The organism is Streptomyces sp. NBC_00210 (genome assembly GCF_045160975.1).
Lineage (GTDB): Bacteria > Actinomycetota > Actinomycetes > Streptomycetales > Streptomycetaceae > Streptomyces.
This window is the reverse complement of sequence record NZ_CP108120.1, coordinates 1,144,922-1,166,774: the sequence shown is the minus strand read 5'-3', so window position 1 is coordinate 1,166,774 and position 21,853 is coordinate 1,144,922. Positions and strand designations below refer to the sequence as shown.

At 69.5% G+C, this 21,853-nt stretch carries 23 protein-coding genes, 1 tRNA gene and 1 riboswitch; of the genes, 12 read left to right on the top strand and 12 right to left on the bottom strand.

Annotation, left to right across the window (positions count from 1 at the left end):
- Nucleotides 1-14: 14 nt before the first annotated feature.
- The 3 genes from OG729_RS05275 to OG729_RS05265 all read left to right on the top strand — a co-directional run bounded on the left by OG729_RS05275 (nt 15) and on the right by OG729_RS05265 (nt 4,554).
- Complete coding sequence (locus tag OG729_RS05275) at nt 15-2,105, top strand: alpha-galactosidase (RefSeq protein ID WP_405804603.1); 2,091 nt, start codon at nt 15-17, stop codon at nt 2,103-2,105.
- 392 nt (nt 2,106-2,497) lie between these two features.
- Nucleotides 2,498-2,654, top strand: a riboswitch (cyclic di-AMP (ydaO/yuaA leader).
- 4 nt (nt 2,655-2,658) lie between these two features.
- Nucleotides 2,659-3,600 carry a peptidoglycan DD-metalloendopeptidase family protein gene (locus tag OG729_RS05270; RefSeq protein ID WP_405804602.1) on the top strand — a complete coding sequence of 314 codons (942 nt, stop codon included), beginning with the start codon at nt 2,659-2,661 and terminating at the stop codon, nt 3,598-3,600.
- Nucleotides 3,601-3,762: 162 nt separating this feature from the next.
- Nucleotides 3,763-4,554 carry an SGNH/GDSL hydrolase family protein gene (locus OG729_RS05265; RefSeq protein WP_360865966.1) on the top strand — a complete coding sequence of 264 codons (792 nt, stop codon included), beginning with the start codon at nt 3,763-3,765 and terminating at the stop codon, nt 4,552-4,554.
- 48 nt (nt 4,555-4,602) lie between these two features.
- Here OG729_RS05265 and OG729_RS05260 read toward each other — a convergent pair whose 3' ends face one another.
- From OG729_RS05260 to OG729_RS05235, 6 genes are all read right to left on the bottom strand, one after another.
- Nucleotides 4,603-5,481 carry a carbohydrate kinase family protein gene (locus OG729_RS05260; protein WP_405811054.1) on the bottom strand — a complete coding sequence of 293 codons (879 nt, stop codon included), beginning with the start codon at nt 5,479-5,481 and terminating at the stop codon, nt 4,603-4,605.
- Between the two features lie 86 nt (nt 5,482-5,567).
- The gene (locus OG729_RS05255) at nt 5,568-6,188 is read right to left on the bottom strand and encodes a TetR/AcrR family transcriptional regulator (protein ID WP_360865963.1); all 621 of its coding nucleotides are present in this window, start codon (nt 6,186-6,188) and stop codon (nt 5,568-5,570) included.
- The gene (locus tag OG729_RS05250; RefSeq protein ID WP_405804600.1) at nt 6,170-6,553 is read right to left on the bottom strand and encodes a hypothetical protein; all 384 of its coding nucleotides are present in this window, start codon (nt 6,551-6,553) and stop codon (nt 6,170-6,172) included. Before OG729_RS05250 ends, OG729_RS05255 begins: the two co-directional genes overlap by 19 nt.
- Complete coding sequence (locus OG729_RS05245; protein WP_360865957.1) at nt 6,550-7,728, bottom strand: Glu/Leu/Phe/Val dehydrogenase dimerization domain-containing protein; 1,179 nt, start codon at nt 7,726-7,728, stop codon at nt 6,550-6,552. The genes OG729_RS05250 and OG729_RS05245 overlap by 4 nt, the downstream gene beginning before the upstream one ends.
- The gene (locus tag OG729_RS05240) at nt 7,725-9,467 is read right to left on the bottom strand and encodes a thiamine pyrophosphate-dependent enzyme (protein WP_405804599.1); all 1,743 of its coding nucleotides are present in this window, start codon (nt 9,465-9,467) and stop codon (nt 7,725-7,727) included. Before OG729_RS05240 ends, OG729_RS05245 begins: the two co-directional genes overlap by 4 nt.
- 1 nt (nt 9,468) lies before the next feature.
- A complete protein-coding gene (locus OG729_RS05235) occupies nt 9,469-9,633 on the bottom strand; it encodes an acyl-CoA dehydrogenase family protein (protein WP_405804597.1) in 165 nt (54 codons plus the stop codon).
- Nucleotides 9,634-9,787: 154 nt separating this feature from the next.
- On the opposite strand from OG729_RS05235, the gene OG729_RS05230 reads away from it, so the two are divergent.
- The 7 genes from OG729_RS05230 to OG729_RS05200 all read left to right on the top strand — a co-directional run bounded on the left by OG729_RS05230 (nt 9,788) and on the right by OG729_RS05200 (nt 15,589).
- A complete protein-coding gene (locus tag OG729_RS05230) occupies nt 9,788-10,237 on the top strand; it encodes a PPOX class F420-dependent oxidoreductase (RefSeq protein WP_360865949.1) in 450 nt (149 codons plus the stop codon).
- 90 nt (nt 10,238-10,327) lie between these two features.
- Nucleotides 10,328-11,509 carry an MBL fold metallo-hydrolase gene (locus tag OG729_RS05225; RefSeq protein WP_405804596.1) on the top strand — a complete coding sequence of 394 codons (1,182 nt, stop codon included), beginning with the start codon at nt 10,328-10,330 and terminating at the stop codon, nt 11,507-11,509.
- 285 nt (nt 11,510-11,794) lie between these two features.
- A complete protein-coding gene (locus OG729_RS05220) occupies nt 11,795-13,612 on the top strand; it encodes a sensor histidine kinase (protein WP_405804595.1) in 1,818 nt (605 codons plus the stop codon).
- Between the two features lie 7 nt (nt 13,613-13,619).
- Nucleotides 13,620-14,054: a roadblock/LC7 domain-containing protein gene (locus OG729_RS05215; protein ID WP_360865941.1), complete on the top strand. Its 435-nt coding sequence runs from the start codon at nt 13,620-13,622 to the stop codon at nt 14,052-14,054.
- The gene (locus OG729_RS05210) at nt 14,051-14,428 is read left to right on the top strand and encodes a DUF742 domain-containing protein (protein WP_360865938.1); all 378 of its coding nucleotides are present in this window, start codon (nt 14,051-14,053) and stop codon (nt 14,426-14,428) included. Before OG729_RS05215 ends, OG729_RS05210 begins: the two co-directional genes overlap by 4 nt.
- Nucleotides 14,406-15,020: a GTP-binding protein gene (locus OG729_RS05205; RefSeq protein ID WP_405804594.1), complete on the top strand. Its 615-nt coding sequence runs from the start codon at nt 14,406-14,408 to the stop codon at nt 15,018-15,020. The genes OG729_RS05210 and OG729_RS05205 overlap by 23 nt, the downstream gene beginning before the upstream one ends.
- Entirely contained in the window at nt 15,017-15,589 is a 573-nt protein-coding gene (locus OG729_RS05200; RefSeq protein WP_360865934.1) for a GAF domain-containing protein, read from the top strand. The genes OG729_RS05205 and OG729_RS05200 overlap by 4 nt, the downstream gene beginning before the upstream one ends.
- Nucleotides 15,590-15,799: 210 nt before the next feature.
- On the opposite strand, the gene OG729_RS05195 is transcribed toward OG729_RS05200, so the two are convergent.
- Nucleotides 15,800-16,996, bottom strand: a complete 1,197-nt coding sequence (locus tag OG729_RS05195; protein ID WP_360865932.1) for an acyl-CoA dehydrogenase family protein — start codon at nt 16,994-16,996, stop codon at nt 15,800-15,802.
- 692 nt (nt 16,997-17,688) lie between these two features.
- On the opposite strand from OG729_RS05195, the gene OG729_RS05190 reads away from it, so the two are divergent.
- Both OG729_RS05190 and OG729_RS05185 read left to right on the top strand, forming a co-directional pair.
- Complete coding sequence (locus OG729_RS05190; RefSeq protein WP_360865929.1) at nt 17,689-18,057, top strand: MmcQ/YjbR family DNA-binding protein; 369 nt, start codon at nt 17,689-17,691, stop codon at nt 18,055-18,057.
- A 257-nt stretch (nt 18,058-18,314) separates the two neighbouring features.
- A tRNA-Pro gene (locus tag OG729_RS05185) sits at nt 18,315-18,388 on the top strand.
- A 215-nt stretch (nt 18,389-18,603) separates the two neighbouring features.
- On the opposite strand, the gene OG729_RS05180 is transcribed toward OG729_RS05185, so the two are convergent.
- The 5 genes from OG729_RS05180 to OG729_RS05160 form a co-directional block, all read right to left on the bottom strand.
- Nucleotides 18,604-18,990 (bottom strand): VOC family protein, encoded by a 387-nt coding sequence (locus tag OG729_RS05180; protein ID WP_405804592.1) that lies wholly within the window; start codon nt 18,988-18,990, stop codon nt 18,604-18,606.
- A 217-nt stretch (nt 18,991-19,207) separates the two neighbouring features.
- Entirely contained in the window at nt 19,208-19,624 is a 417-nt protein-coding gene (locus tag OG729_RS05175; RefSeq protein WP_405804590.1) for a cupredoxin domain-containing protein, read from the bottom strand.
- A 183-nt stretch (nt 19,625-19,807) separates the two neighbouring features.
- The gene (locus tag OG729_RS05170) at nt 19,808-20,386 is read right to left on the bottom strand and encodes a hypothetical protein (RefSeq protein ID WP_405804589.1); all 579 of its coding nucleotides are present in this window, start codon (nt 20,384-20,386) and stop codon (nt 19,808-19,810) included.
- A gap of 23 nt (nt 20,387-20,409) precedes the next feature.
- The gene (gene htpX, locus OG729_RS05165) at nt 20,410-21,324 is read right to left on the bottom strand and encodes a zinc metalloprotease HtpX (protein ID WP_405804587.1); all 915 of its coding nucleotides are present in this window, start codon (nt 21,322-21,324) and stop codon (nt 20,410-20,412) included.
- Nucleotides 21,325-21,329: 5 nt separating this feature from the next.
- Nucleotides 21,330-21,536: a PspA/IM30 family protein gene (locus OG729_RS05160; RefSeq protein WP_405804586.1), complete on the bottom strand. Its 207-nt coding sequence runs from the start codon at nt 21,534-21,536 to the stop codon at nt 21,330-21,332.
- Nucleotides 21,537-21,853 lie beyond the last annotated feature (317 nt).

The following is a 21,853-nucleotide window of genomic DNA, read 5'->3' as shown; positions in this document are numbered from 1 at the left end:
TCTGAGGGGTCGGGATGATCGAGTGTGTTGGCAAGGGTCGTACATGGGTCCTCTCCGGACCCGCGAGCAGTTATGCACTGCACCTGACCGATGATGACGAACTGGTCCATATCCACTGGGGGCCGCGGATCTCGACCGCCGACGCGGAGGCACTCGCGGCCCAGGGCCCGCCCCCGTACTGGCCGTTCGAGTCTCAGCTCGACGGGCACGAGGAATACCCGGTCGAAGGCGGTCCGCGCTTCGTCCGCCCGGCGCTCTCCGTCCGGACACCCGAGGTGCGCGGCACCGAGTGGACCTTCGCCGACGCCGCTCTGGACGGCGACGAACTGCGGCTCCGCTTCAGCGACGCCGTGCACGGCCTCGGCCTCACACTCCACCACCGCATGCGTGACGACTCCGATGTCATCGAGCGCTGGGTGACCGTCACTCATATGGGTGAGGGGCCCGGCCTGGAGCTGCTGCGGGCCGACGCCGCCGTCTGGACGCTGCCGCAGCGCGAGCGCTGGCGGCTCAGCCAACTGCACGGCCGCTGGGCGGCCGAGTCGCTGCTCGTGCGCTCCGAGCTCACCTATGGCGAGAAGGTGCTGAGCAGCCGCCGCGGCCACACCGGGCACCAGCACCTGCCGTGGGTCGCACTCGATGCGGAAGGGGCCACCGAGGAGCAGGGTGAGGTCTACGGCTGCGCGCTCGGCTGGTCCGGATCGTGGCGGATCTGCGTACAGCAGCTGCCCGACGGACTGGTGCAGATCACCGGCGGCGCGGGCTACGACGACTCAGGACTGCTGCGGCTCGCACCCGGCGCGTCGTACACCTCGCCCGTCTTCGCCGGGCTGTTCAGCGACGGCGGATTCGGCGGAGCCAGCCGCGCCTGGCACGCCTGGCAGCTGGCGCACATCGTCCCCGACGCAGCGAGGGACCGCCCGGTCCTCTACAACTCCTGGGAAGCCACCGGCTTCGACATCTCCGAGCAGCAGCAGCGCGAGCTCGCCCAGCGGGCCGCCGCCATGGGCATCGAGCTGTTCGTCGTGGACGACGCCTGGTTCGGGCAGCGCACCAGCGACCGCGCAGGACTCGGCGACTGGACCCCCAACGCCGAACGCTTTCCCCGTGGACTGGGGCCGCTCGCCGACGAAGTGCACGCGCTGGGGATGCAGTTCGGGATCTGGGTCGAGCCGGAGATGGTCAACGCGGACAGCGATCTCTACCGCGCGCACCCCGACTGGGTACAGCACCACCCCGGCCGCGTCAGGACCGAGTTCCGCAACCAGCTTGTGCTGAACCTCGCCCGCGAGGACGTACAGGAGTACCTCTGGGACCAGCTGGACGGGCTGCTCTCGAGCGCGCCCGTCGACTATGTGAAATGGGACTTCAACCGCTGCTTCACGGACGCGGGCTGGCCCGGCGAACCGTACCCGCAGAGGCTGTGGGTCGAGCATGTGCACGCGCTGTACGCACTTCTCGACCGGCTGCGCGCCGCGCATCCGTCCGTCGCTTTCGAGTCCTGCTCGGGCGGCGGCGGCCGGATCGACCTCGGGATCCTCTCCCGCACCGACCAGGTGTGGACCTCGGACAACACCGATCCGCTGGACCGGCTCGCGATCCAGCAGGGCTTCACCCAGCTGCACCCCGCGCGGGTCATGGCGGCCTGGGTCACCGACAGCCCCAATGTCCAGCTCAACGGCCGCGTCAGCACGCTCCGCCTCCGCTTCGTCAGCGCGATGGCCGGTGTGCTCGGGGTCGGCGGTGACCTCACCGAGTGGAGCGAGGAGGAGCTTGCCGAGGCGCGTGGCTGGGTGGAGCTCTACAAGCAGATCCGGCCGCTGGTGCAGCACGGCGAGCTGTACCGGCTCAAGCCGCCCGAGGGCGGGCTCAGCGCCGTGCAGTACGTCCGCGGCGACGAGACCGTCGTACTCGCCTGGCTGCAGGCTCAGCACTACGGAGAGCAGCCGCCGCGGCTGCGGCTGCGCGGCATCGACCCGGCGGCCGGCTACGAGTGCGTGGACACCGGCGCCGTACACCGCGGGGCCGTGCTGCTGCACCACGGACTGCACACCGGACTGAAGGGCGACCTGGACGCCACCGTGATCAGGCTGCGCCGCCGCTGAGGCGACTCGCGGCGGGACTGGCCAGAGGTAGCGCGGTGGAATTCCTCCGGCCAAAAAGGCGGGAATGTGGACGTAAGTGAGAGCCATCGTCATTAAATGACGCTTCTGTCCGAATTGGACGATTAGATATAACGTGCCCCGACTGTAAAGGAGATGGGTCACGACGCGTGAGCAGGATCATATTCGTGACGGTCTGTGGCGGCGTGCGGGGTGTGAAATCCCTTACCGGTCGGAGAGTTGCGGTTCCCGGGTCCACGGAGGGTGACGGGAAATTTCCCCTTGATGCCGCGGTGGCCCATGATCGGCGAAAGCAGTGGCTTGTTCCTTTTGATCCGGCTCGTTTAGCGTCACCGTCAATCCGGACGGACCGCCTAATCCTGCCGCCGCCCGGAATTCGAAACCCACCCACGCGTGGCAGGAGCGGGGGACCCAGGAAGTATGCCGATTCCGGACATCCGGGACGGCTTGGGGTTAAGTCGTGCATTTTGCGCGACCGGGCATCTCCAGCCCGAACCCGACAGCTCACCTCGCAGGCGCCGGAGAGGAATGCGCCATGCCCGGAAAGGGTAAGCACCGCCGTCCCAGGACCAGCCCGATCACCCGCGGAGTCGTCGCCGCCGGTACGGGTGGCGCCGCCATCGCCCTTCCGCTGATGGGCGCCGCCGGCGCCCATGCGGCCGGCCAGACCGCGCCCGCAGCGACCTCCCACACGGCGGTGACCGCCGCCACCTCGCAGGTGCCGACGACCGCCGCCGCGGCCCCGGTGGCCAAGAAGCAGGCCGCCCTCACCACCTACCGCGTCGTCGCCGGTGACTATCTCTCCAAGATCGCCGACGAGCACCATGTCCGCGGCGGCTGGAAGAAGCTGTACGAGGACAACCGCAAGCAGGTCGGCGACAACCCCTCGCTGATCCACCCGGGCCTCAAGCTCACCCTCGGCGGGAAGTCGAAGGCGAAGGCTCACGACGAGTCGAAGCCGCGCCCTGAGCGCAAGGCGAAGTCCTCCTCCGACGCTCAGGACTCCGCCTCGAAGGCCTCCGTGCAGTCCTCCTCCGGTGACTCGGCGAGCGCCTCGCAGACCAGCGGCTCCGGCTTCACGGCACCGGTCAGCGGCGCGACCGTGATCACTCCGTACCACCTCGCCGGCTCCATGTGGTCCAGCGGCTACCACACCGGTGTCGACTTCGCCGCCTCCACCGGCACCACCGTCAAGGCCGTCGGTCCGGGCACCGTGGTCTCCGCGGGCTGGGGCGGCGCGTACGGCAACGAGGTCGTCATCCAGCACGGCGACGGCAGCTACTCGCAGTACGGCCACCTCTCCTCGCTCGCCGTCTCCGCCGGCCAGAGCGTGAGCGGCGGCCAGCAGATCGGTCTGTCCGGCTCCACCGGCAACTCCACCGGTCCGCACCTGCACTTCGAGATCCGTACCGGCCCGAACTACGGCTCGGACGTCGACCCGCTGGCGTACCTGCGCCAGCACGGTGTCTCGATCTGATCCACCGGTCCAGCCGATCCCCTCGCGCCGAATCCCCCAGCGGCGCGAGGGGATTCGGCGTATTCCGGGTTGGGCGAAACTTGACCGGTGGCATAGATCACCCCTCGTCAACCCCTCCTTACGGTCGCGTAAGTCACACCCGTAAGGGAAAGATATGGACTCGTGGCAGACGATTCGAGAGACAAGAACAGTGGCGCATTCGGGTCGTACGCGGCTATCGGTGACAGCTTCACCGAGGGCGTCGGAGACCCGGGCCCCGACGGGACGTACGTCGGCTGGGCGGACCGGTTCGCGGTCCTGCTCGGCGACCGGATGCCGGAACACGCCTTCAGGTACGCCAATCTCGCCGTACGCGGCCGTCTCCTCGACCAGATCGTGGCGGAACAGGTGCCGAGGGCGAAGGAACTCGCCCCGGATCTCGTGACGTTCTGCGCCGGCGGCAATGACATCATCCGGCCGGGCACCGACCCAGACGACGTGGCCGAGCGCTTCGAGCGGGCCGTCGCCGAGCTCACCGGAGCTGTCGGCACGGTCATGGTGACCACCGGCTTCGACACGCGCGACGTGCCGGTGCTGCGCCATCTGCGCGGCAAGATCGCCACGTACACCGCGCATGTCCGGGCCATCGCCGACCGATACGACTGCCCCGTACTGGACCTCTGGTCGCTCAAGTCCGTGCAGGACAGGCGGGCTTGGGACGCCGACCGGCTGCATCTGTCGCCCGAGGGACACACCAGGGTCGCGCTGCGCGCCGCCCAGGTGCTCGGCATCGAAGTGCCCGCCGACCCGGACCAGCCGTGGCCGCCGCAGCCGCCGCGCGGCCCGCTCGAGGTGCGCCGGGACGACATCCAGTGGGCGCGCACGCATCTGGTGCCATGGATCGGGCGGCGACTGCGCGGCGAGAGCTCCGGCGACCATGTCGAGGCCAAGCGCCCCAATCTGCTGCCTCTGTAGCGGTGCCGGGTGCGGGTGCCGTGACGCACCCGCGACCCCGGCCGCTCTTCAGACTCGGTCCGAGTGGAGTTCAGCCGCGCTGATCAGCGCCGTGCTGCCCTCGCCCGTACAGGCATGGGCGCCCGCCAGCGCGCCGAGCCGGGCGCAGTCCTCCAGGTCCCGGCCTGCCAGCCGCCCGTAGAGGAAGCCGCAGACATACGCGTCGCCCGCACCGTTGGAGTCCACCACCGGAGCCGGCGGCACCGCCCCGGGGACGGGGCGCGGTGTGCTGCCGCCCTCACGGGTGAGGAGATACGAGCCCCCGGCGCCCGCCGTCGCTATCACCGCCTGGGCCCGTCCGTCGCGCAGGATCTCGCGCATCACCGACGCGATCCGCTCACCCGCGCCCGCCGCGCTGAGGAAGACCAGGTCCGAGCGGAGCGCGAACTCCCGTTGGTGGTCGGCCAGTCCGTCCCAGTCGTGCAGATCGGTGGAGACCGGGGTGCCCAGCTCCTCGATGTCGTCGTAGAGGAACCGGGCGAAGTTCACGATCGAGAGATGGACATGGCGGGCCCGCCGCAGATGGGGGAGGTAGACCTCGCGTGGCATCCGCAGGTCCGCCGGATCGCGGCCGTCGTAGAAGGACATCCGGCGGCCGGCGGGGTCGACGAGATTGACCGCGCGCCGGGTCCCGGCCGGGGAGAGCAGCGGCTCGAAGGCCACCCCGCCGGCCGCGAGCCGTTCCCGGACCTGCCGACCCGGCCAGTCGTCGCCGACGTAGTCGAGCAGGGTGACATTCAGTCCGAGTGCCCGGCAGCCCAGGGCCACATTGCCGCCGGTGTGGCCGGGCCATTCGCGGATCGGGCCGACGCCGACGGAGTCCGCGAGCGGGACGGGCAGCGATTCCACGCGGACGACCGTGTCCACGCCGCTGCCACCGACGACCAGTACATCGTGTGCGTTGTAAGGGAGTTGATCGGTCTGCTGTTGCTGCGACTGGTGCGACACAGTTGCCCAGTATGACCGCTCGGGGTTCAGCGTGCGGCGGCGGTCAGGGCTTCGCGCTCCACACCCAGCTCACGGGCGAGCGCTTCGTCGGTCCACTCCAGCATCGCGGCGCGCGAGAGCGAGCCCGCGTACGAGGTCATCTGCACGGCGAGCCCGTCCAGAAACGCCGTCAGCCGCCAGGCCGTTGCCGCCGGGTCCTCGCAGGGGAACTCGCCCGCCGCGGCGCCTTCCGCGATGACTTCCGTCAAAGCGGCCTTCCACTGCTGGTCGAGATCGCGGGCCACCTCCCGCAGCGCGGGCTCGCGCAGCGCGGCCGCCCAGCCCTCGATCCACAGCCGCCAGCCCTTGGCCGTGCCCGTCGGCGCGTACCAGCGGACCGCTGCCCGCAGGCGGCGCAGCGCGGAGGTGCGCCGGCCCAGCAGTTTGCGCAGATGGGCGAGATCGCCGTCGGCGGCGTGGGCGAAAGCGGCCGCGACGAGCTTCTCCTTGGTCGAGAAGTGGTAGAGGACCAGGGCATTGCTCACCCCGAGCGCCGAGGCGACGTCGGCGATGCGCACCGCCGCCACTCCGCGTTCCTCGATCTGCTCGACGGCAGCACTGAGCAGCTCCTCGCGCCGCTCTGCCACGTTCAACCGGACTCTTGCCACCTTCTCACCCTACACAGCCGATCTTGGACGCCGTCCGCACACCGTGGGCAGTCCCGCTGGTTGCCGAGGGAGACGAAGTGGGAGAATCCCTGCCCGGCAAGCGCCAGCAGGCGGCCGATCTCCAGCGCGAGGTTGCCGCTCTGCGAGACCAGGCCGACCCCGCCCGCCGGGAACTCGCCCCAGCTGAGCCGCAGTTCACTGGTCGTATCGACGACGCCCATGCAGTTGGGGTCGAGCAGCCGCGCCCCGTTCGCCTTCACCAGCTCCGCCAGTTCGTGTTCCTCCACCGCGCTGGTACCGGTCGAGGGGACCGTGCGGCGGGCCCTCCCCGTCAGGGCGCACAGGGCGTCGAGCGAAGCCGTCATCCGTACCAGCCGAAGTGCTCGGCGATGACCGGCAGCCGGTCGGCGACGATCGCATGCGCCGCGGCCCGCGGAGTCGTCCCGTCCGCCTGCGCGCGCGTGAGCATCTGGTCGACCAGCGCCCGCATCGAGCGACGGGTGTGCGCAAACGCCTCGTCCGCATCTGCCTCGATGTCCCCGAACAGGGTCCACCACCACCAGGCGTTCGTACCGGAGTTGACCACGACATCCGGCAGTACGGTGATGCCTCGCCGTGCGAGCAGTTCCTCCGCGTCCGGCAGCACCGGCATGTTGGCCGCCTCGACGATCCAGCGGGCCGTGATCTGCGCCTGGTTGGCGGTGTCCACCGCGTACGAGACGGCGGCCGGCACCAGCACCTCCGCGTCGACGGACAGCCAGGCGTCGCCCGGCAGCTCCAGGTCCTGCGGCCGCAGCGCCGTACGGTCGATCGTGCCGAACGAGTCACGCGCCGCCAGCAGCGCCTCGACGTCGAGGCCGTCCGGACTGGCGACCGTGCCCTTGATGTCGGCGACGGCGACGATCTTCAGTCCGGCCCGGGCGAGGAAGCGCGCGGTCGCGCCGCCCATCGTGCCAAGTCCCTGCACGCTGACACGCGTTCCCGCGTACCCCACACCCGCCCGGTCGAGCGCGACCAGCACCGACTCGGCGACTCCGCAGCCCCCGACGAGCTCGTCGAGCCCAATGCCGTCGACTTCGACACCGAAGGCGTCCGCGAGCCGCCGGCGCGCCGTCGTCTCGTCGTCGAGCAGCCGGTAGACGGCCTGGATGGAGGAGACAAGGCCGGCCTGGGCGGCCGCGCGGTCGACGATGTCCTGGGTGAGGCCGAGGTCCTCGCCGGTGGTCCACATCGACTCGATGTAGGGACGCACGGCGCGCAGATAACGGACCAGGATCCCGTGCGCCCGCGGATCCTGCGGGTCGCAGTCGATGCCGCCCTTCGCACCGCCGAGCGGGATGTACCGGCCGTCGGGGTTGTAGTGCAGGGCCTCCTTCATGGTCATCCCACGGGCCAGACCGGCCACCTCCTCCAGCGTGCAGCCCTCGCGCATCCGCAGACCTCCGCTGGAGACCCCGCGCACCAGCCGGTCGATCACCAAGTGGCCCTGGCGGCCGGTGACATGGTCGGTCCAGGTGAGCGACAGCAGGGGAGTGGTCATCGGGCGGTCTCCTCGGGAACGGTGATCACGGTGGGGCCGGGGGTGGCGAGGGCCCTGGTGAGAGCCGAGGCGAGCGCTTCGGGGGTGGTGACGCGCTCGCCGTGCCCGCCGTAGGCGCGGGCGAGGGCGGACAGATCGACGGGCGCGAGATCGACGCCGGCCGGGGCGTCGCCGCGCGCGGCCATCTCGTCGCGGATCTCGCCGTAGCCGCCGTTGTCGAACACGACGACGGGCAGCGGCAGTTGGAGCTGGGCGGCGGTGGCGAGCTCCTGCACGCAGAACTGCAGCCCGCCGTCCCCGCTGAGCGCGACCACCTGCCGGCCGGGACACGCGGTCTTCGCGCCGATCGCGGCGGGCAGCGCATAGCCGAGCGTGCCGAAGCCGGTGGGGTGCAGATAGCGCGCGCCGGGACCGACCGGCAGATGTGGGAGCGCCCCGTAGTAGCAGCACTGGGCGCTGTCGGAGGTGATGACGGCGTCGGCGTCGAGGACGGCGCGGATCGCCCGGAGGTACGGCAGCCAGCGCGCGTCCCGGTCCTTGGTCTCGGCGTCGCGCGCGAGGCGCAGCTCGGCGACCTGCTCGGCGGCGCTTCCCGCTGCGTTCGGGGCCAGTCGTAGCTGCACGCTGCCCGGCGTCCCGCCGTCGGAGCGGCCGGTGCGGTCGTCGGGGCTCCCGTTGGTGCGTACGAGATGCAGCTCGGTGGCAGGCGGCGCGACGCTCAGTGGGGTGACCGGGCCGGAGCCGGCGTCCCGGAGCGCGGCCAGCAGTGAGCCCAGGACCTGCTGTGCGTCGCCCACCAGCGCCACGTCGGCCGGCACACCCGCGTACATCTGCGCCGGGTCCACGTCGACCCGCACCAGCGTGCCGCCCAGCGGCGGCGGTGGTGACCACAGATCCGACTCGGCCAGCTCCGTGCCCACGGCCAGCACCACATCGCGCCAGGCCAGCCACTTCTGGACGGCCGAGCTGTGCAGCGAGACGCCCAGTGACAGGGGGTGGGACTCGTCCACGATCCCCTTGCCGTTGGCGGTGGTGACCACGGGAGCGGCCAACTCCTCGGCCAGGGCGAGCAGTTCGGCGCCGGCCCCGCGTGCGCCGCCGCCCAGCACGAGCGCTGGCCGGCGCGCCGTGCGCAGGGCCTCGACGGCATGCCCGAGCTCGCCGGGTGAGGGCAGAGGCGGTGCGACCGGTGGGGCGATCCGTGCCTCCACCGCCGTCGACGTGGCTTCCAGCAGATCGAGCGGGACCTCGATGTGGACCGGGCGCGGCCGCCCGGTGCTGAAGAACGTGAACGCCCGGGCGACCGCCGCACCTATCTCGTCGACCGTCGACACCCGGTGGCTGAAGGCCGCGACACCCCGCAGCGCCTCGCTCTGGCTGCGCATCTCGTGCAGTAGTCCGGTCGACTGGCGCGGATGGCGCAGCGGCATCCCGGGCGACACGACGAGCAGGGGAACGCTGTCGGAGTAGGCCTGGCCGACGGCCGCCGCGATGTTCAGCAGCGCGGGCCCCGTGGTGGTGATCGCGACCCCGGGCCGCCCGCTGACCCGGGCGTACGCATCGGCCGCGTACCCCGCGCCCTGCTCGTGGCGCGGTGTCATATGGGCGATGCCATGGGCGGCGAGATGGCGGTAGATCTCCAGGTTGTGTGTGCCGGGAATCCCGAAGGCATGGGTGACGCCGTGCACCGACAGCGCTCGTACGACGGCTTCGCCGCCCGTCACAGCCGCTGGCCCCATGTCACATGCTCCTCGAGATGATCAGCCGCATGATGTGCGAGGTGCCTTCCTCGATCTCCTCCAGCTTGGCGTCCCGCATCCACTGCTCCACCGGGAACTCGCGCGAGTACCCCCATCCGCCGAGCGTCTGGACCGCCGCCCAGGTCTCGGTGGGGAGCTCGGACATGCTGCCTCCAGGGCGCGACGAAGGTGGTTAACTGAACCTTCGTTCAGTATCCGGAGCGGTGAGCCGCCCTGTCAACATGATCGTCAGTAAACGCGCGCGCCCCACCTCCCGAACCTCCAGGAACACCCGCACCCGGCCAGGCGTTCCTGGAGGCATGACGGAAACCGACGCACAGCCGGATGCGCAGGAAGCCTTGCTCAAGCTGGTCGCCGAGCAGGGCGGCGGGGTGCTGGTCACTCTCAAGCGGGACGGCCGGCCACAGCTCTCCAATGTGAATCACCGGTACTACCCGGACGAGCGGATCATCCGGGTGTCGATCACGGACGACCGGGCCAAGACCCGGAACCTGCGGCGTGACCCGCGTGCCGCCTATCACGTCACCAGCGCCGACCGCTGGGCGTGGACGGCCGTCGACGGCACGGCCGAGCTCACCCCGGTCGCCGCCGACCCGCACGACGCCACCGTCGAGGAGCTGATCACCCTCTACCGCGACGTCCAGGGCGAGCACCCCGACTGGGACGACTACCGGCAGGCGATGGTCCGCGACAAGCGCCTCGTGCTGCGCCTGCATGTCGAACGGGCCTATGGCCAGCCGCGCGGCTGAGTGGATCAAGCAGGCTGCGCCCGGCCGCCCCGATCCCGCTCTGTCGGACCCTCTGCTCATAATGAAAAGACCTCAACCTCTGGAGGTGCCGTGACCGGCACTGGTTCTTCCCACCCGCTGAGATCCCGGCTGCGCTCGCTGCGCCCCGCCGCATTCGGGGCGGATCCGGCCGGAGAGCGGTGGGAGCGGATCCTTCGCTCGCCGAACTTCTCCGACGGCAGCTTCCAGAACCCGGTGGGAGCCAGGACCAGACCGTCCGGCAGCTCCATGATCGAGTTCGCCAAGATCTACTTCCGCAAGGAGGCACGGGCCCGCCGCTCGCCGATCGGCGTGGTGCCCGTGCATGCCACCACCCTCGCCGACCTGGCCAAGCCGCCCGCCTCCGGGCTGCGGCTCACCTGGATGGGGCACTCCAGCGTCCTGGCCGAGATCGACGGGCGCCGCGTGCTCTTCGACCCGGTCTGGGGCGAGCGCTGCTCGCCCTACTCCTTCGCCGGCCCCAAGCGGCTGCACCCCGTGCCCGTACCCGTCGCCGCCCTGGGCCCGGTCGATGTCGTGGTGATCTCCCACGACCACTACGACCACCTGGATCTGCCCACCATCAAGGCGCTGGCCTCGACCGACACGGTCTTTGCGGTGCCGCTGGGCGTCGGCGCACACCTCGAGCGCTGGGGTGTGTCCGCCGACCGGCTGCGCGAGCTGGACTGGAACGACTCGACTGAGGTGGCCGGCATGCGGCTGACCGCCACCCCCGCCCGGCACTTCTGCGGTCGCGGGCTGCGCAACCAGCAGCACACGCTCTGGGCCTCCTGGGCCGTCGCCGGACCCGAGCACCGCATTTACCACAGCGGCGACACCGGATACTTCCCGGGCTTCAAGGACATCGGCGCCGAGCACGGCCCCTTCGACGCCACGATGATCCAGATCGGTGCGTACAGCGAATACTGGCCGGACATTCATATGACACCGGCCGAGGGCATGCGTGCCCACCTGGATCTCCAGGGCGGCCGGCCGTCCGGCGCGATGCTGCCGATCCACTGGGGGACCTTCAACCTCGCGCCCCATCCGTGGGCCGAGCCCGGCGAGGGCACGGTCTCGGCGGCAGCCGGCGCGGGCGCGCGCATCGCTCTGCCGCGACCGGGCCAGCCGTTCGAGCCGACCGCCGAGAGCGTTCCGTCCGAGCTGTGGTGGCGTGAGGTGGCGACCGCTCCCGCAGAGGGCTGGGCCACGGCCGCGGGCACCGGCAGCCCCGAGGTGGCGCCCACCGCCTGAGCCGGCGGCGACCGCCCCCTGCCGCCAGGTGACATGCCGACGACACGCCGGCAGGGGGCGGGCCGTGGTGTCGGCCTGTCGTGCGAATCCTCATACCAGGGCGGGATGATTGGCGAGCAAGTTTGTCAACTGCCCACCGCACGTGCCTGCTTGGCGACTACTGTGTGTGGCTGGTGATCAGCCATGGGCTCATTTTGTGATGCCCGGCCCGGCTGATGAACCGAAGCTGCCAGCTGCCCACTTGCAGTACGCCGATTCCTGGGGCCCCACGTACCAAGGACGCTGATGTCTCAACTACGCGCACCCGCCGCGCGGCCGGACCGCCGCGAGGGCGGGCGCCACGGCCGGCCAGGCGCCCGCTCCCTGTCGTCAGCGGGAAGGTCGCAACCCGTGCCGTCGTCGCCGGAAGCCCGTATACGCCCTCAACTCCTGCGCACCGCAGTGCTGCCCGCGGTCGTCGCCGCGCTCAGCGGCGCCGCCGCGGTGCTCTTCATCCTCCGCATCGCCAATCCACGTCCCTCCGCCGCTCTCTGGGCGGTGCTGACCGGAAGCGCAGTGCTTTCCATCGCCGCCATTGCCGCGGCGGCGCTGGGCGCGGACCGGATGGCCAGGTCCGTACTCGACCGCTGTGCCGCCTTACGCCGCACCACCGCGCGCGTGCAGACCGATCTGCCGGCCGTGGTCGAGCAGCTCAGGCGCGGAGAAGGCCCGCCGGCCCGCACAGCGCCGCCGACCACATCCCCGTTGGACGGGGACGAATTCGCTCTGCTGACCCATGAACTGGACCGATCGTACGAGGCCGCGGTGACAGCGGTCGTACAGGCGTCCCGGCTCTCCAGCAGCGTCGGCAACGAACAGAAGGTCGAAGTCTTCGTCAATCTGGCCCGGCGGCTCCAGTCGCTGGTCCACCGCGAGATCCAGCTCCTCGACGAACTGGAGAACGAGGTCGAGGACCCCGAGCTGCTCAAGGGCCTCTTCCATGTCGACCACCTGGCCACCCGCATCCGCCGGCACGCGGAGAACCTCGCCGTCCTCGGCGGCGCCATCTCCAGGCGGCAGTGGTCCAACCCGGTCACCATGACCGAAGTGCTCCGTTCCGCCATCGCCGAGGTGGAGCAGTACCCCAGGGTCAAGCTGGTGCCGCCGATCGACGGCACCCTGCGCGGCCACGCAGTCGCCGATGTGATCCACCTCCTCGCCGAACTGGTCGAGAACGCCACGCTGTTCTCCGCACCGCACACACAGGTGCTGCTGCGCGCCTCGCATGTCACGGCCGGACTCGCCGTGGAGGTCGAGGACCGTGGCCTGGGCATGCCGCTCGGTGAGCAGAACAAGATGAACGCTCTGCTCACCGACCCCGATCAGGTCAATGTCGCCCATCTGCTGCAGGACGGGCGGATCGGCCTCTTCGTCGTCTCGGCGCTGGCCCGCAGGCACGGCATCGCGGTCCGGCTGCAGTCCAACATCTACGGCGGCGTGCAGGCCATTCTCGTACTGCCGCAGGGTCTCCTGGGCTCCGAGCCGGAAGCGGCTGCGCAGACCGCCCCAGCCATGGCGACCGAGGCCGCGGGGACCCCCAGGGGACGGACGGCCGCCGCCCGGGCGACCGCGGCGCAGCCCTCGGTCCCGCAGCAGCCGCACTCACCGCCGCGCGTTCCGCTTCCCCAGCCGCCGCAGCCGCAGCCCCAACCACAGGTGCAGCGGCAGCCGGTGCACGCCAATCTCGGCACCGACCCCCTCCCCGTACGCGGAGAGCATGTCGAGCGCGCCAACCCCTCGGCCGCCGTCCCGGGCGCCAACTCGGCGGTATCACAACAGAGTTCGCCCGCCCAGCCGTCTCACACCACGGACGGGCCGCCCGCGGAAGGCATGGTCCGCGGCACTATGGGGCGCCCCCAACTGCCCAAGCGCCGCAGTCAGGAACACCTTGTCCCACAGCTGCGGGACGCCCCTGCTCCCCGCAAGGACGACGACCAAGCGGTCCATGACCCCGGCCTGATCGCGGCCTTCCAGCGAGGCATCGGACTGGCCGAGGCCCAGTCTCTCGCGGACCCCGCAGCGCAGCCCGAACCGCAGCGCCACGACAACACCCCCAAGGAGTAGATGCACCATGGCGAGCGACGTGCCGAACGGCCATGTCTCGGACCTCGACTGGCTGCTCGGCGGCCTGGTCCAGCGTGTGCCGTACACCCGTAACGCGGTACTGCTCTCCTCCGACGGGCTGGTGAAATCCGTGCATGGCCTGGATGCCGACAGTGCCGACCATATGGCGGCTCTGGCCTCGGGCCTCTACTCCCTGGGGCGTAGCGCCGGAGCGCGCTTCGGCGACGGCGGAGAGGTGCGCCAGGTGGTGGTGGAGCTCGACTCCACCCTGCTGTTCGTCTCCACGGCAGGATCCGGCACCTGCCTCGCCGTGCTCGCCGGACGCGAGGCGGACGCCGCGGTCCTCGGCTACGAGATGGCGATGCTGGTCAAGAGCGTACGGCCATATCTGATCACGCCGGCCAGACACTCGGCGGGAGCGCCGAGCGTCACGAGGCCATGAAGGTGCCGTCCCCCACTGACGGGCCGTTGCTCGACGACGCGGCCGGCCGGCTCATCCGGCCGTACACGGTGAGCGGCGGCCGCACCCGTCCGACGGCCGCGCTGGACCTGCTCTCCTTAGTGATGGCCACCGGGGCCTCACCGCAGACTCAGCTCGGCCCCGAACACACAGTGGCGTTGGGCCTGTGCGACGGCCCGACCTCGGTCGCCGAGATCTCGGCGCACCTCAGGTTGCCGGCGGTCGTCACCAAGGTGCTGCTCTCCGATCTTGTGGACTGCGGGGCGGTTACCGCGCGGGCGCCCCGCAGCCACGACATTTCCACCGACCGTTCTTTGCTGGAGGCGGTGCTCGATGGCCTACGACGTCGGCTCTGATCCCGACGAGCTCTTCCCCACCGCGCTGAAAATCCTGATAGCGGGCGGGTTCGGGGTGGGCAAGACGACCTTTGTGGGAGCGGTCAGCGAGATCGAGCCGCTGAGCACGGAGGAATTGCTGACCCAGGTCAGCGCGGCGACGGACAGACTGGACGGCATCGAGTCCAAGACCACCACCACGGTCGCCATGGACTTCGGCCGGATCACGCTGGACGCGAGCCATGTGCTCTATCTCTTCGGCACACCGGGCCAGGAACGCTTCTGGTTCATGTGGGACGAGCTCTCCGCGGGCGCGCTCGGGGCCATCGTCCTCGCCGACACCCGCCGGCTCGAAGACTCCTTCTCCGCGGTGGACTTCTTCGAGCGCCGCGGCATCGGATTCGTTGTCGCCGTCAATGAGTTCGACGGCTCGTACCGCTATGAAGCGGACGAGGTGCGGGCCGCCATCGACCTCAAGCCGGAGGTGCCGGTCGTGCTCTGCGACGCGCGGATCGCCAGCTCGGGGATCAAGACCCTGGTCACCCTCGTCCAGCATCTGCTCACCACCACCCCGGTGCCGACTCCGGCACCGAGCTACGGAGCTCCGACATGACGTACGACCCGACCGGCCATCTCTTGCTGACTCCCGTCGACCGGGAAGCGCCCGTGCGGGTGCGGCGGCTGCGCCAGCTCGGTTTCGGGGACCGGCCGGACCCCGCCTTCGACGAGTTCGCGCGCAAGCTGGCCGAGGTGACCGGCGCACCCTTCTCCATGGTCAACTTCATAGACGAGAACCGGCAGTTCTTCGCCGGGCTGCACACCCCGGGGGGTACGCACACCGGCTCCGATCTCAACGCGGCCGCCGCGGGCAGTGGCGGGGTCAGCCGCTTCATGGCGCGCGACCACGGCTACTGCCCGCATGTGGTGGTACGGCGCAAGGCGCTGGTCCTCGAGGATGTCTGCGACTATCCGCGGTTCGCGGGGAACCCGGTCGTCGACGAGATCGGCATCCGCTCCTACCTGGGGGCGCCGCTGATCGACCGTACGGGGATCGCGCTGGGCACGATCTGTGTCGTGGACACTGAGCCGCGGCCCTGGGGGCGGGCGGGTCTTGAGACCATCAAGTCGCTGGCGGCGGAGCTGATCGACCAGATCCACCGCCGCGAGGACGGCGGAATCTAGCCCCCGGGCCCCGCTGGGGCGCCACGCCCGCGGTGAGTCAAGTCCCCCGGACGCCCGCCGGGAAGTCCCCCGGACGCCCGCCGGGAAGTCCCCCGGACGCCCGCCGGGGGTCTCTCCGTGCTCGCGGGGCGTGGAGCCGGGCCCTCCGGACGCCTCCGGGCCCCCACGCCCGCAGGGCGCAGGGGGAGGGTCCGGGCCGGGCCCCAGAGGTCAAACCGCCGGCTGCAGCCTCACCTCTTCGGACAGCTGCTGAGACCACTCGCCCTTCGCCGTACCCAGCGCCACCTCCGCAAGGCGCAGCAACTGGATGTCGGAAGTGCCGGCCGGGGCGAACATATGCAGTGCGTCACGCAGATAGCGTTCGATGGGGCGGTCGGTGAACAGCCCGGCCGCGGCATGGATCTCCATCGCGGCCCGTGCGGAGTCGATCGCGGACTCGACATTGACCAGCTTGGCGTTCATCAGCTCCGCATCGCACGGCAGGCCCTCGTCGAGCAGATGCACGGCGTGGTATGCGGCGAGCCGGGCCGTCATCAGCCGCGACTGCAGCTTCCCCAGCTTCAGCTTGATGGACGGCAGTTCGTGGAGCGGCTTGCCGTAGCGATACCGCTCCGCGCAGAAGCGCGTGGTCTCCTCCAGGATCGCCTTGTGGATGCCGAGCGATACGGCGGTGAGGTTGGCGCGTCCATAGAGCACGCTGGAGGAATACGCCACGGCCAGTCCGTCACCCTCCTCTCCGAGCCGGTTCGGCGCGGGGACGCGGCAGTTGTGGAAGTGCAGCTCGCCGAAGCTGAAGCCGTGCAGGCCCATCGAGGGCTGTTCCTCGCCGATGCCGAACCCCGGTCGGTCCGATTCCACCAAGAAGGCCGTGAGCCCCCGGGATCCGGGACCCGTTCTCGCCACCACGCCATGCAGATCACCTACATGGCTGTTGCCTACATACACTTTTCGGCCATTGAGTATGTAATCGTCGCCGTCACGTACGGCGGTGGCGCTCATCCCCAGCACATGGCCGCCCGACTCGGGCTCGGTGACGGCGATGGTCGGCAGGCAGTCGCCGGCGGCGATCGAAGGGAGCCAGGTCTTCTTCTGCTCGTCGCTGCCGAAATGGACAATCTTGGCCACGCCCAGCTGCGAGGCCTGCACCATTGCGCCCATGGCCCCGCTGACGCGGGACAGCTCCTCGATGATGATGGTCTTGGCAAGGTGCCCGACCTCCATGCCACCGTGGTCCTTGCTGATGGTGGCGCCGAGCCAGCCCTGCCGGGCTATCAGCCGGGACAGCTCCCGGTGGACCGAGCGGGAGGCCTCCATCGCGGGAATCCGAGGCCGTACCTCCCTCTCGGCGAAGTCGCGCACGCGCTGGCGTAGTTGATGATGCAGTCGACCGGCGAAGTATCCGTCCATCGCGAGTCCTCCTCTGCGAAACGCCTGCTCGTCCAGTTGTTCGAGCAGGTGGTGCATCGGCAGTGGTCCCGTCCCGAACAGGCCGACCACATCATGGTGTTGATCGTTTTCGGGCGGCACAAGATCGTTGCCAACTTTGGCCAAAACGCAGACCCTTGACGTTTGATTCAGGATGTGTTTCGCGTGGCGCAGGCCCGTTCGGTCCTGCCGTACGGCATTCCCACTGCACCTCTTTCTGCCACATGCCAACGGCAAAGGTTTAGTGGGCATATGGCACTGAGGGACACGAGCAGGTCTCAGACGTTCACAGCCGTGACATTCAGGAACACGGGAAGAACCGATACGGCGCGGATCCTGACCGCAAGGAGCGCAAGTGGGCTGCGAGGATGGACGCGTTCAGCGGCTCGGAGGGCGCACGGAGGCGATGACCGGCGCACAAGGCGCACAAGGGGAGCGCACACCGGCGTGCTCGCCTAGCCCCGGCGCTGTCAAGCCCGGCCCCGGTGTTCCGCCACATCGATGGCCGGCTCACGCACCATCGACTCGTCCACCTCGACCCCCAGTCCCGGCGACGTGGGCAGGCACCTGTGCGTCACACGCGAGGAGCGGCGGTTACGCGGGGTCAATGGGTCGGAAGCGCCCGATGTGGCAACGGCGGGGTGAGTGTCAGTGCCGGGTCGTACGGTCTTCACATGGCCACCGCCGACGACGTACGCAGACTCGCGCTCTCCCTGCCCGGCGCGCTGGAGAAGCTCGCCTGGGGCATGCCCACGTTCCGCCTGGAGAACGGGGGGAAGATCTTCGCCTCGCTCGATGACGACGACAAGGCGATGGGGGTGAAGTGCCCGAAGGAGGACCGGGAGGAGCTGATCGCGTCCGAACCGGAGAAGTTCTTCATGCGGGCGGGACACGACGACAACTATGCGTGGCTACGGGTGCGGTTGGCGGCGCTGGAGGACGAGGAGGAGCTGTATGCGATCCTGCTCGACTCCTGGCGCCAGGCGGCCCCACGGAGGCTGCTCGACGCGCACCCGGACTTGGCGGATCCGCAGTCGGACTGACCGCGTCGACTGAAGCGCCGGCCGACCGGCTTCGTACCGGGCCCGGGCGCCTCGGCGGTCCCGGGCGGGGGCGCGCGGCACTGCTCGTAGCGAAGTGGCGGCGCACAGTGAATGTCAGGGTGTCTGCCGTGGAGCCGCCCGATTGATTGAGATCACCTGGGGGCCGGGGCGCGGAAAGCGGTTCGTGACCATCGCCCCGAGTGCGGTATTGTTCTCATGCGCGTTCGGCCGGGGGAAACCCCAGGTCAGACTGGCACCGGGACGTGGCGCAGCTTGGTAGCGCACTTGACTGGGGGTCAAGGGGTCGCAGGTTCAAATCCTGTCGTCCCGACGGTGCAAGAGGGCTTCGAGCCCAGGTCAGGGCCTTGTTTCACTTCGGTGAGACAAGGCCCTTGATCGTTTTCAGGGGTCGTCGAATCACGACTTCTCACAAGCGCTGTTGATCAAGGTCGGCCGAGCACCACCAAATCCACGTCCGGGTTCCGGCGGGCTCCGCACACCTCGGCCGGACGCTGCGCGATCGGGGCGAGCAGCAGCGGCCTCCGATCAGGGGCGGCGGCCCGCAAGTACGCAGAACTCGTTCCCCTCTGGGTCGGCAAGTACGACCCAGCTCTCCTCGCCTTGGCCGACGTCGGCGTGTCGAGCACCCAGGTCGAGCAGGCGACGGACCTCTTCGTCCTGCTCCCTGTCGGTTGGGTTGACGTCGAGGTGGAGCCTGTTCTTGACACTCTTGCCCTCGGGCACGTGCGCGAATGTCAACGTCGGTGGCACTGGGCCAAGGTGGTTCTTGCCTTCAGGCACCATAGGGGAGCCAATTGTGACAATTCCGTCGTCTTCGTCTTGTATCTCGTAGTCAAGGACCGAGCACCAGAACCGGGCGAGACCGTTGGGATCGGCACAGTCGATCGCAAGATCGGTGAACTTACTGGTCATGTCAGGACTCCCGGTCAACTAGCGGGTCCGCCAAAGGCCACACGCTAATTCACCGGCCGGGGCTTCGCCGTCCCACGGTCTCAAATCCTGTCGTCCCGACTTTTCGAAGTCGCAGGTGAGAGGCCGTATCGGAGCAGTCCGACACGGCCTCTCACGCTTCCTGGGTACGGTCGGGGACCGAACGGCCAAGATCGCCATTTTGCATCGAGTCCCGGCGTCAGCTCACGGTGAGGGTGCCTTTCATGTTCGGGTGGATGGTGCAGATGTAGGCATAGCTGCCGGATGTGGACGGAGCCATGAAGGTGGCTGTTTCGCCGGGATCGATGTCGCCGGTGTTGAATGCCTTGTCCCCGGTGGCGGTCAGGGTGTGCGTGACCGAGTCCTGGTTCTCGACGATGACCTTCGTCCCGGGACGCACCTGAAGATTCGCCGGGCTGAAGGTGAAGTTCTTGATCGTGATGTGCGCCGCGCCGGCGTTGGAGGTGCTCGGGGCTGATGAGGCGCTGGTGGTGGCGGGGGTGGTGACATTGCTGCTGCCGTTGCCGCCGTTCGAGCAGCCGGCCAGGGCGAGCAGGACGCAGGCTCCGCCCACTCTGAGGGCGGCGTGGCCCCGGTGCGGATAGGTGAGTGACATGCCGGGCGGACCTTTCCGACGGGGGATGCCGTGGTCTGGGCGCGACCGGTGATCGGCCGCTCCATTCAGGTTCACCGCCCTCGATGGCGCTCGCCAGAGCGGTACCGCCAGCCGTGGCGCAAGCTCACCTGAATGCCGAAGGGGGTGATGTGGCCTTCCCCCGGTCGGACAGGTTCCCGCCGTTCACAGGCCGGGGGCGCCCCACAGCGGGAACCAGCGGCTCAGGTCCTCTTCCATGCGCAGGTCGTCCTTGACCGTGGCCTTGACCTGGAGTTCCAGCGGGTTGTCGCGCTTCTGGCCAGGCAGCGGAGCGAATGGGTAGAAGGTGCCGCGTTTGTAGAGGTAGACCAGTCCGAGACGGCGCAGTTCGGCGTCCTGGAAGGTGACCAGGGAGCAGAGGAGCTGCGGTCCGAAGCCGCTGTCCTGCAGTGCGGTGTTCACCGCGTGCAGGTCGTTGACCAGGGCGGGCAGGTTGTCGGGGTCGCGGCGTGACACCAGCCAGGAGTACCCGTAGGCGTCACGGCTGAACTCCACCGGTGCGCCGCCCCGTTCGGTGTCTGCGTCCAGGAGAGCTCGTACCTCCTGCTGGACTTGTGCGAACGCCCCGCCCTCGATGGAGGCGAAGCACACCGAGCCCAGGCCGGCCGGGGTGAAGCCGACGGCGGCCTGGAGGGTGATCGCTGCCGATGGCAGGCCGAAGAGCTGGTCCAGGTCTGGCTTGACCGGCTTGCTCCGTCCGAACAGGACGTCCAGCAAACCCATGGGGGCTCAGCTCCTTCCCATGCTCATGACGCCCTGCTGCCTGGTTCGCCCAGCTCGGTGGAGATCTCTGCGAGCGCCTCGAGGCGGCGTTCCAGGCTTGGGTGGGTGGAGAACAGGTTGGCCACCGCTGTGCCGGGGCCGAGGGCGGGCGTGAAGAAGAATGCGTTGAACGCCTGGGCGGTGCGCAGATCCTCGGTGGGGATACGGGCGATGTCGCCGCTGACTTTGGTCAGCGCCGAGGCCAGGGCGGAGGGCTTACCGGTCAGCATGGCTGCGGCGCGGTCGGCGGCCAGTTCACGGTAGCGGGACAGCGCCCGGATCAGCAGGAAGCTGATGGCATAGACCAGGGCGGAGACCGCCATGACGATCGCGAGCACCGCGGCGGTGTTCTGGTCGCGGTTACGTCCGCCGAACAGCTGGGAGTAGAAGGCGAAGCGGACGATGAGTCCCGCGATCACGCCCAGGAACGAGGCGATGGTGATCACCGCGACATCGCGGTGTGCGACGTGGGAGAGCTCGTGGGCGAGGACGCCTTCGAGTTCCTCCGTTTCCAGGCGGCGCAGCAGTCCGGTGGTGACGCAGACGACGGCGTGGTCGGCATTGCGGCCGGTGGCGAACGCGTTGGGCAGGTCCATGTCGGAGATGGCCACCCGCGGTTTGGGCATGTCCGCGGTGGCACACAGCCGGTCGATGACGCCGTGCAATTGAGGCTGCTCCTCGGCTGTGACGAGGCGGCCGTGCATGGCGTACAGGGCGATCCGGTCGGAGTACCAGTACTGCGCACCCAACAGCCCGGCGGCAATGACGACCACCAGGACGACGGACTTGAGCAGCACGATCAGCGTGGCGATGAACGCCACGTACAGCAACCCGAGCAGGAACATCGTGACCACCATGCGGGCGGTCAGCTGCCGGTCGGGCTCAAAGCGGCTGGGCATCGCCATCACCCCGGGACCGGGCCCTCGTGGCAGAGCAGTGCCTGCACGTGCGTGAGGCTGGTGCCCTCGTCGGGCAGTACCAGGCCGGAGGGTGTGATCGTCTGCTGTTCGCGGGAGTGGTCCCCGACCTCGCGCGGGTCCTCGGCCTTGTCCAGCGCCTTGTTCGCCTTGATCCGGAACAGGGCGGCGATGCGGTGAGTGAAGCTGGTCATGGCGACCGCCTTTCTGGCAGTTTCGGCGTCGCGTCGGAGAGAGAGGCCGGGACGTACAGCGAAACGCCGCAGTACCGGCCGCGCCGCAGGTCATATCCGGGACCACGCCTATTCCATTGTCCGCCGCACTTCCTCTTCCGGGAGCCGGCCAATCAGGATTGACGGCGACCTCGGGGGTCAGGGGGTCGCAGGTTCACATCCTGCCGTCCCGACTTTTCGAAGTCGCAGGTGAGGGGCTGTGTCGGAGCAATCCGACACAGCCCCTCACCTATCCCGGGTACGGTCGGGGATCGAGTGGATTGCAGTCGCTTCCGCCG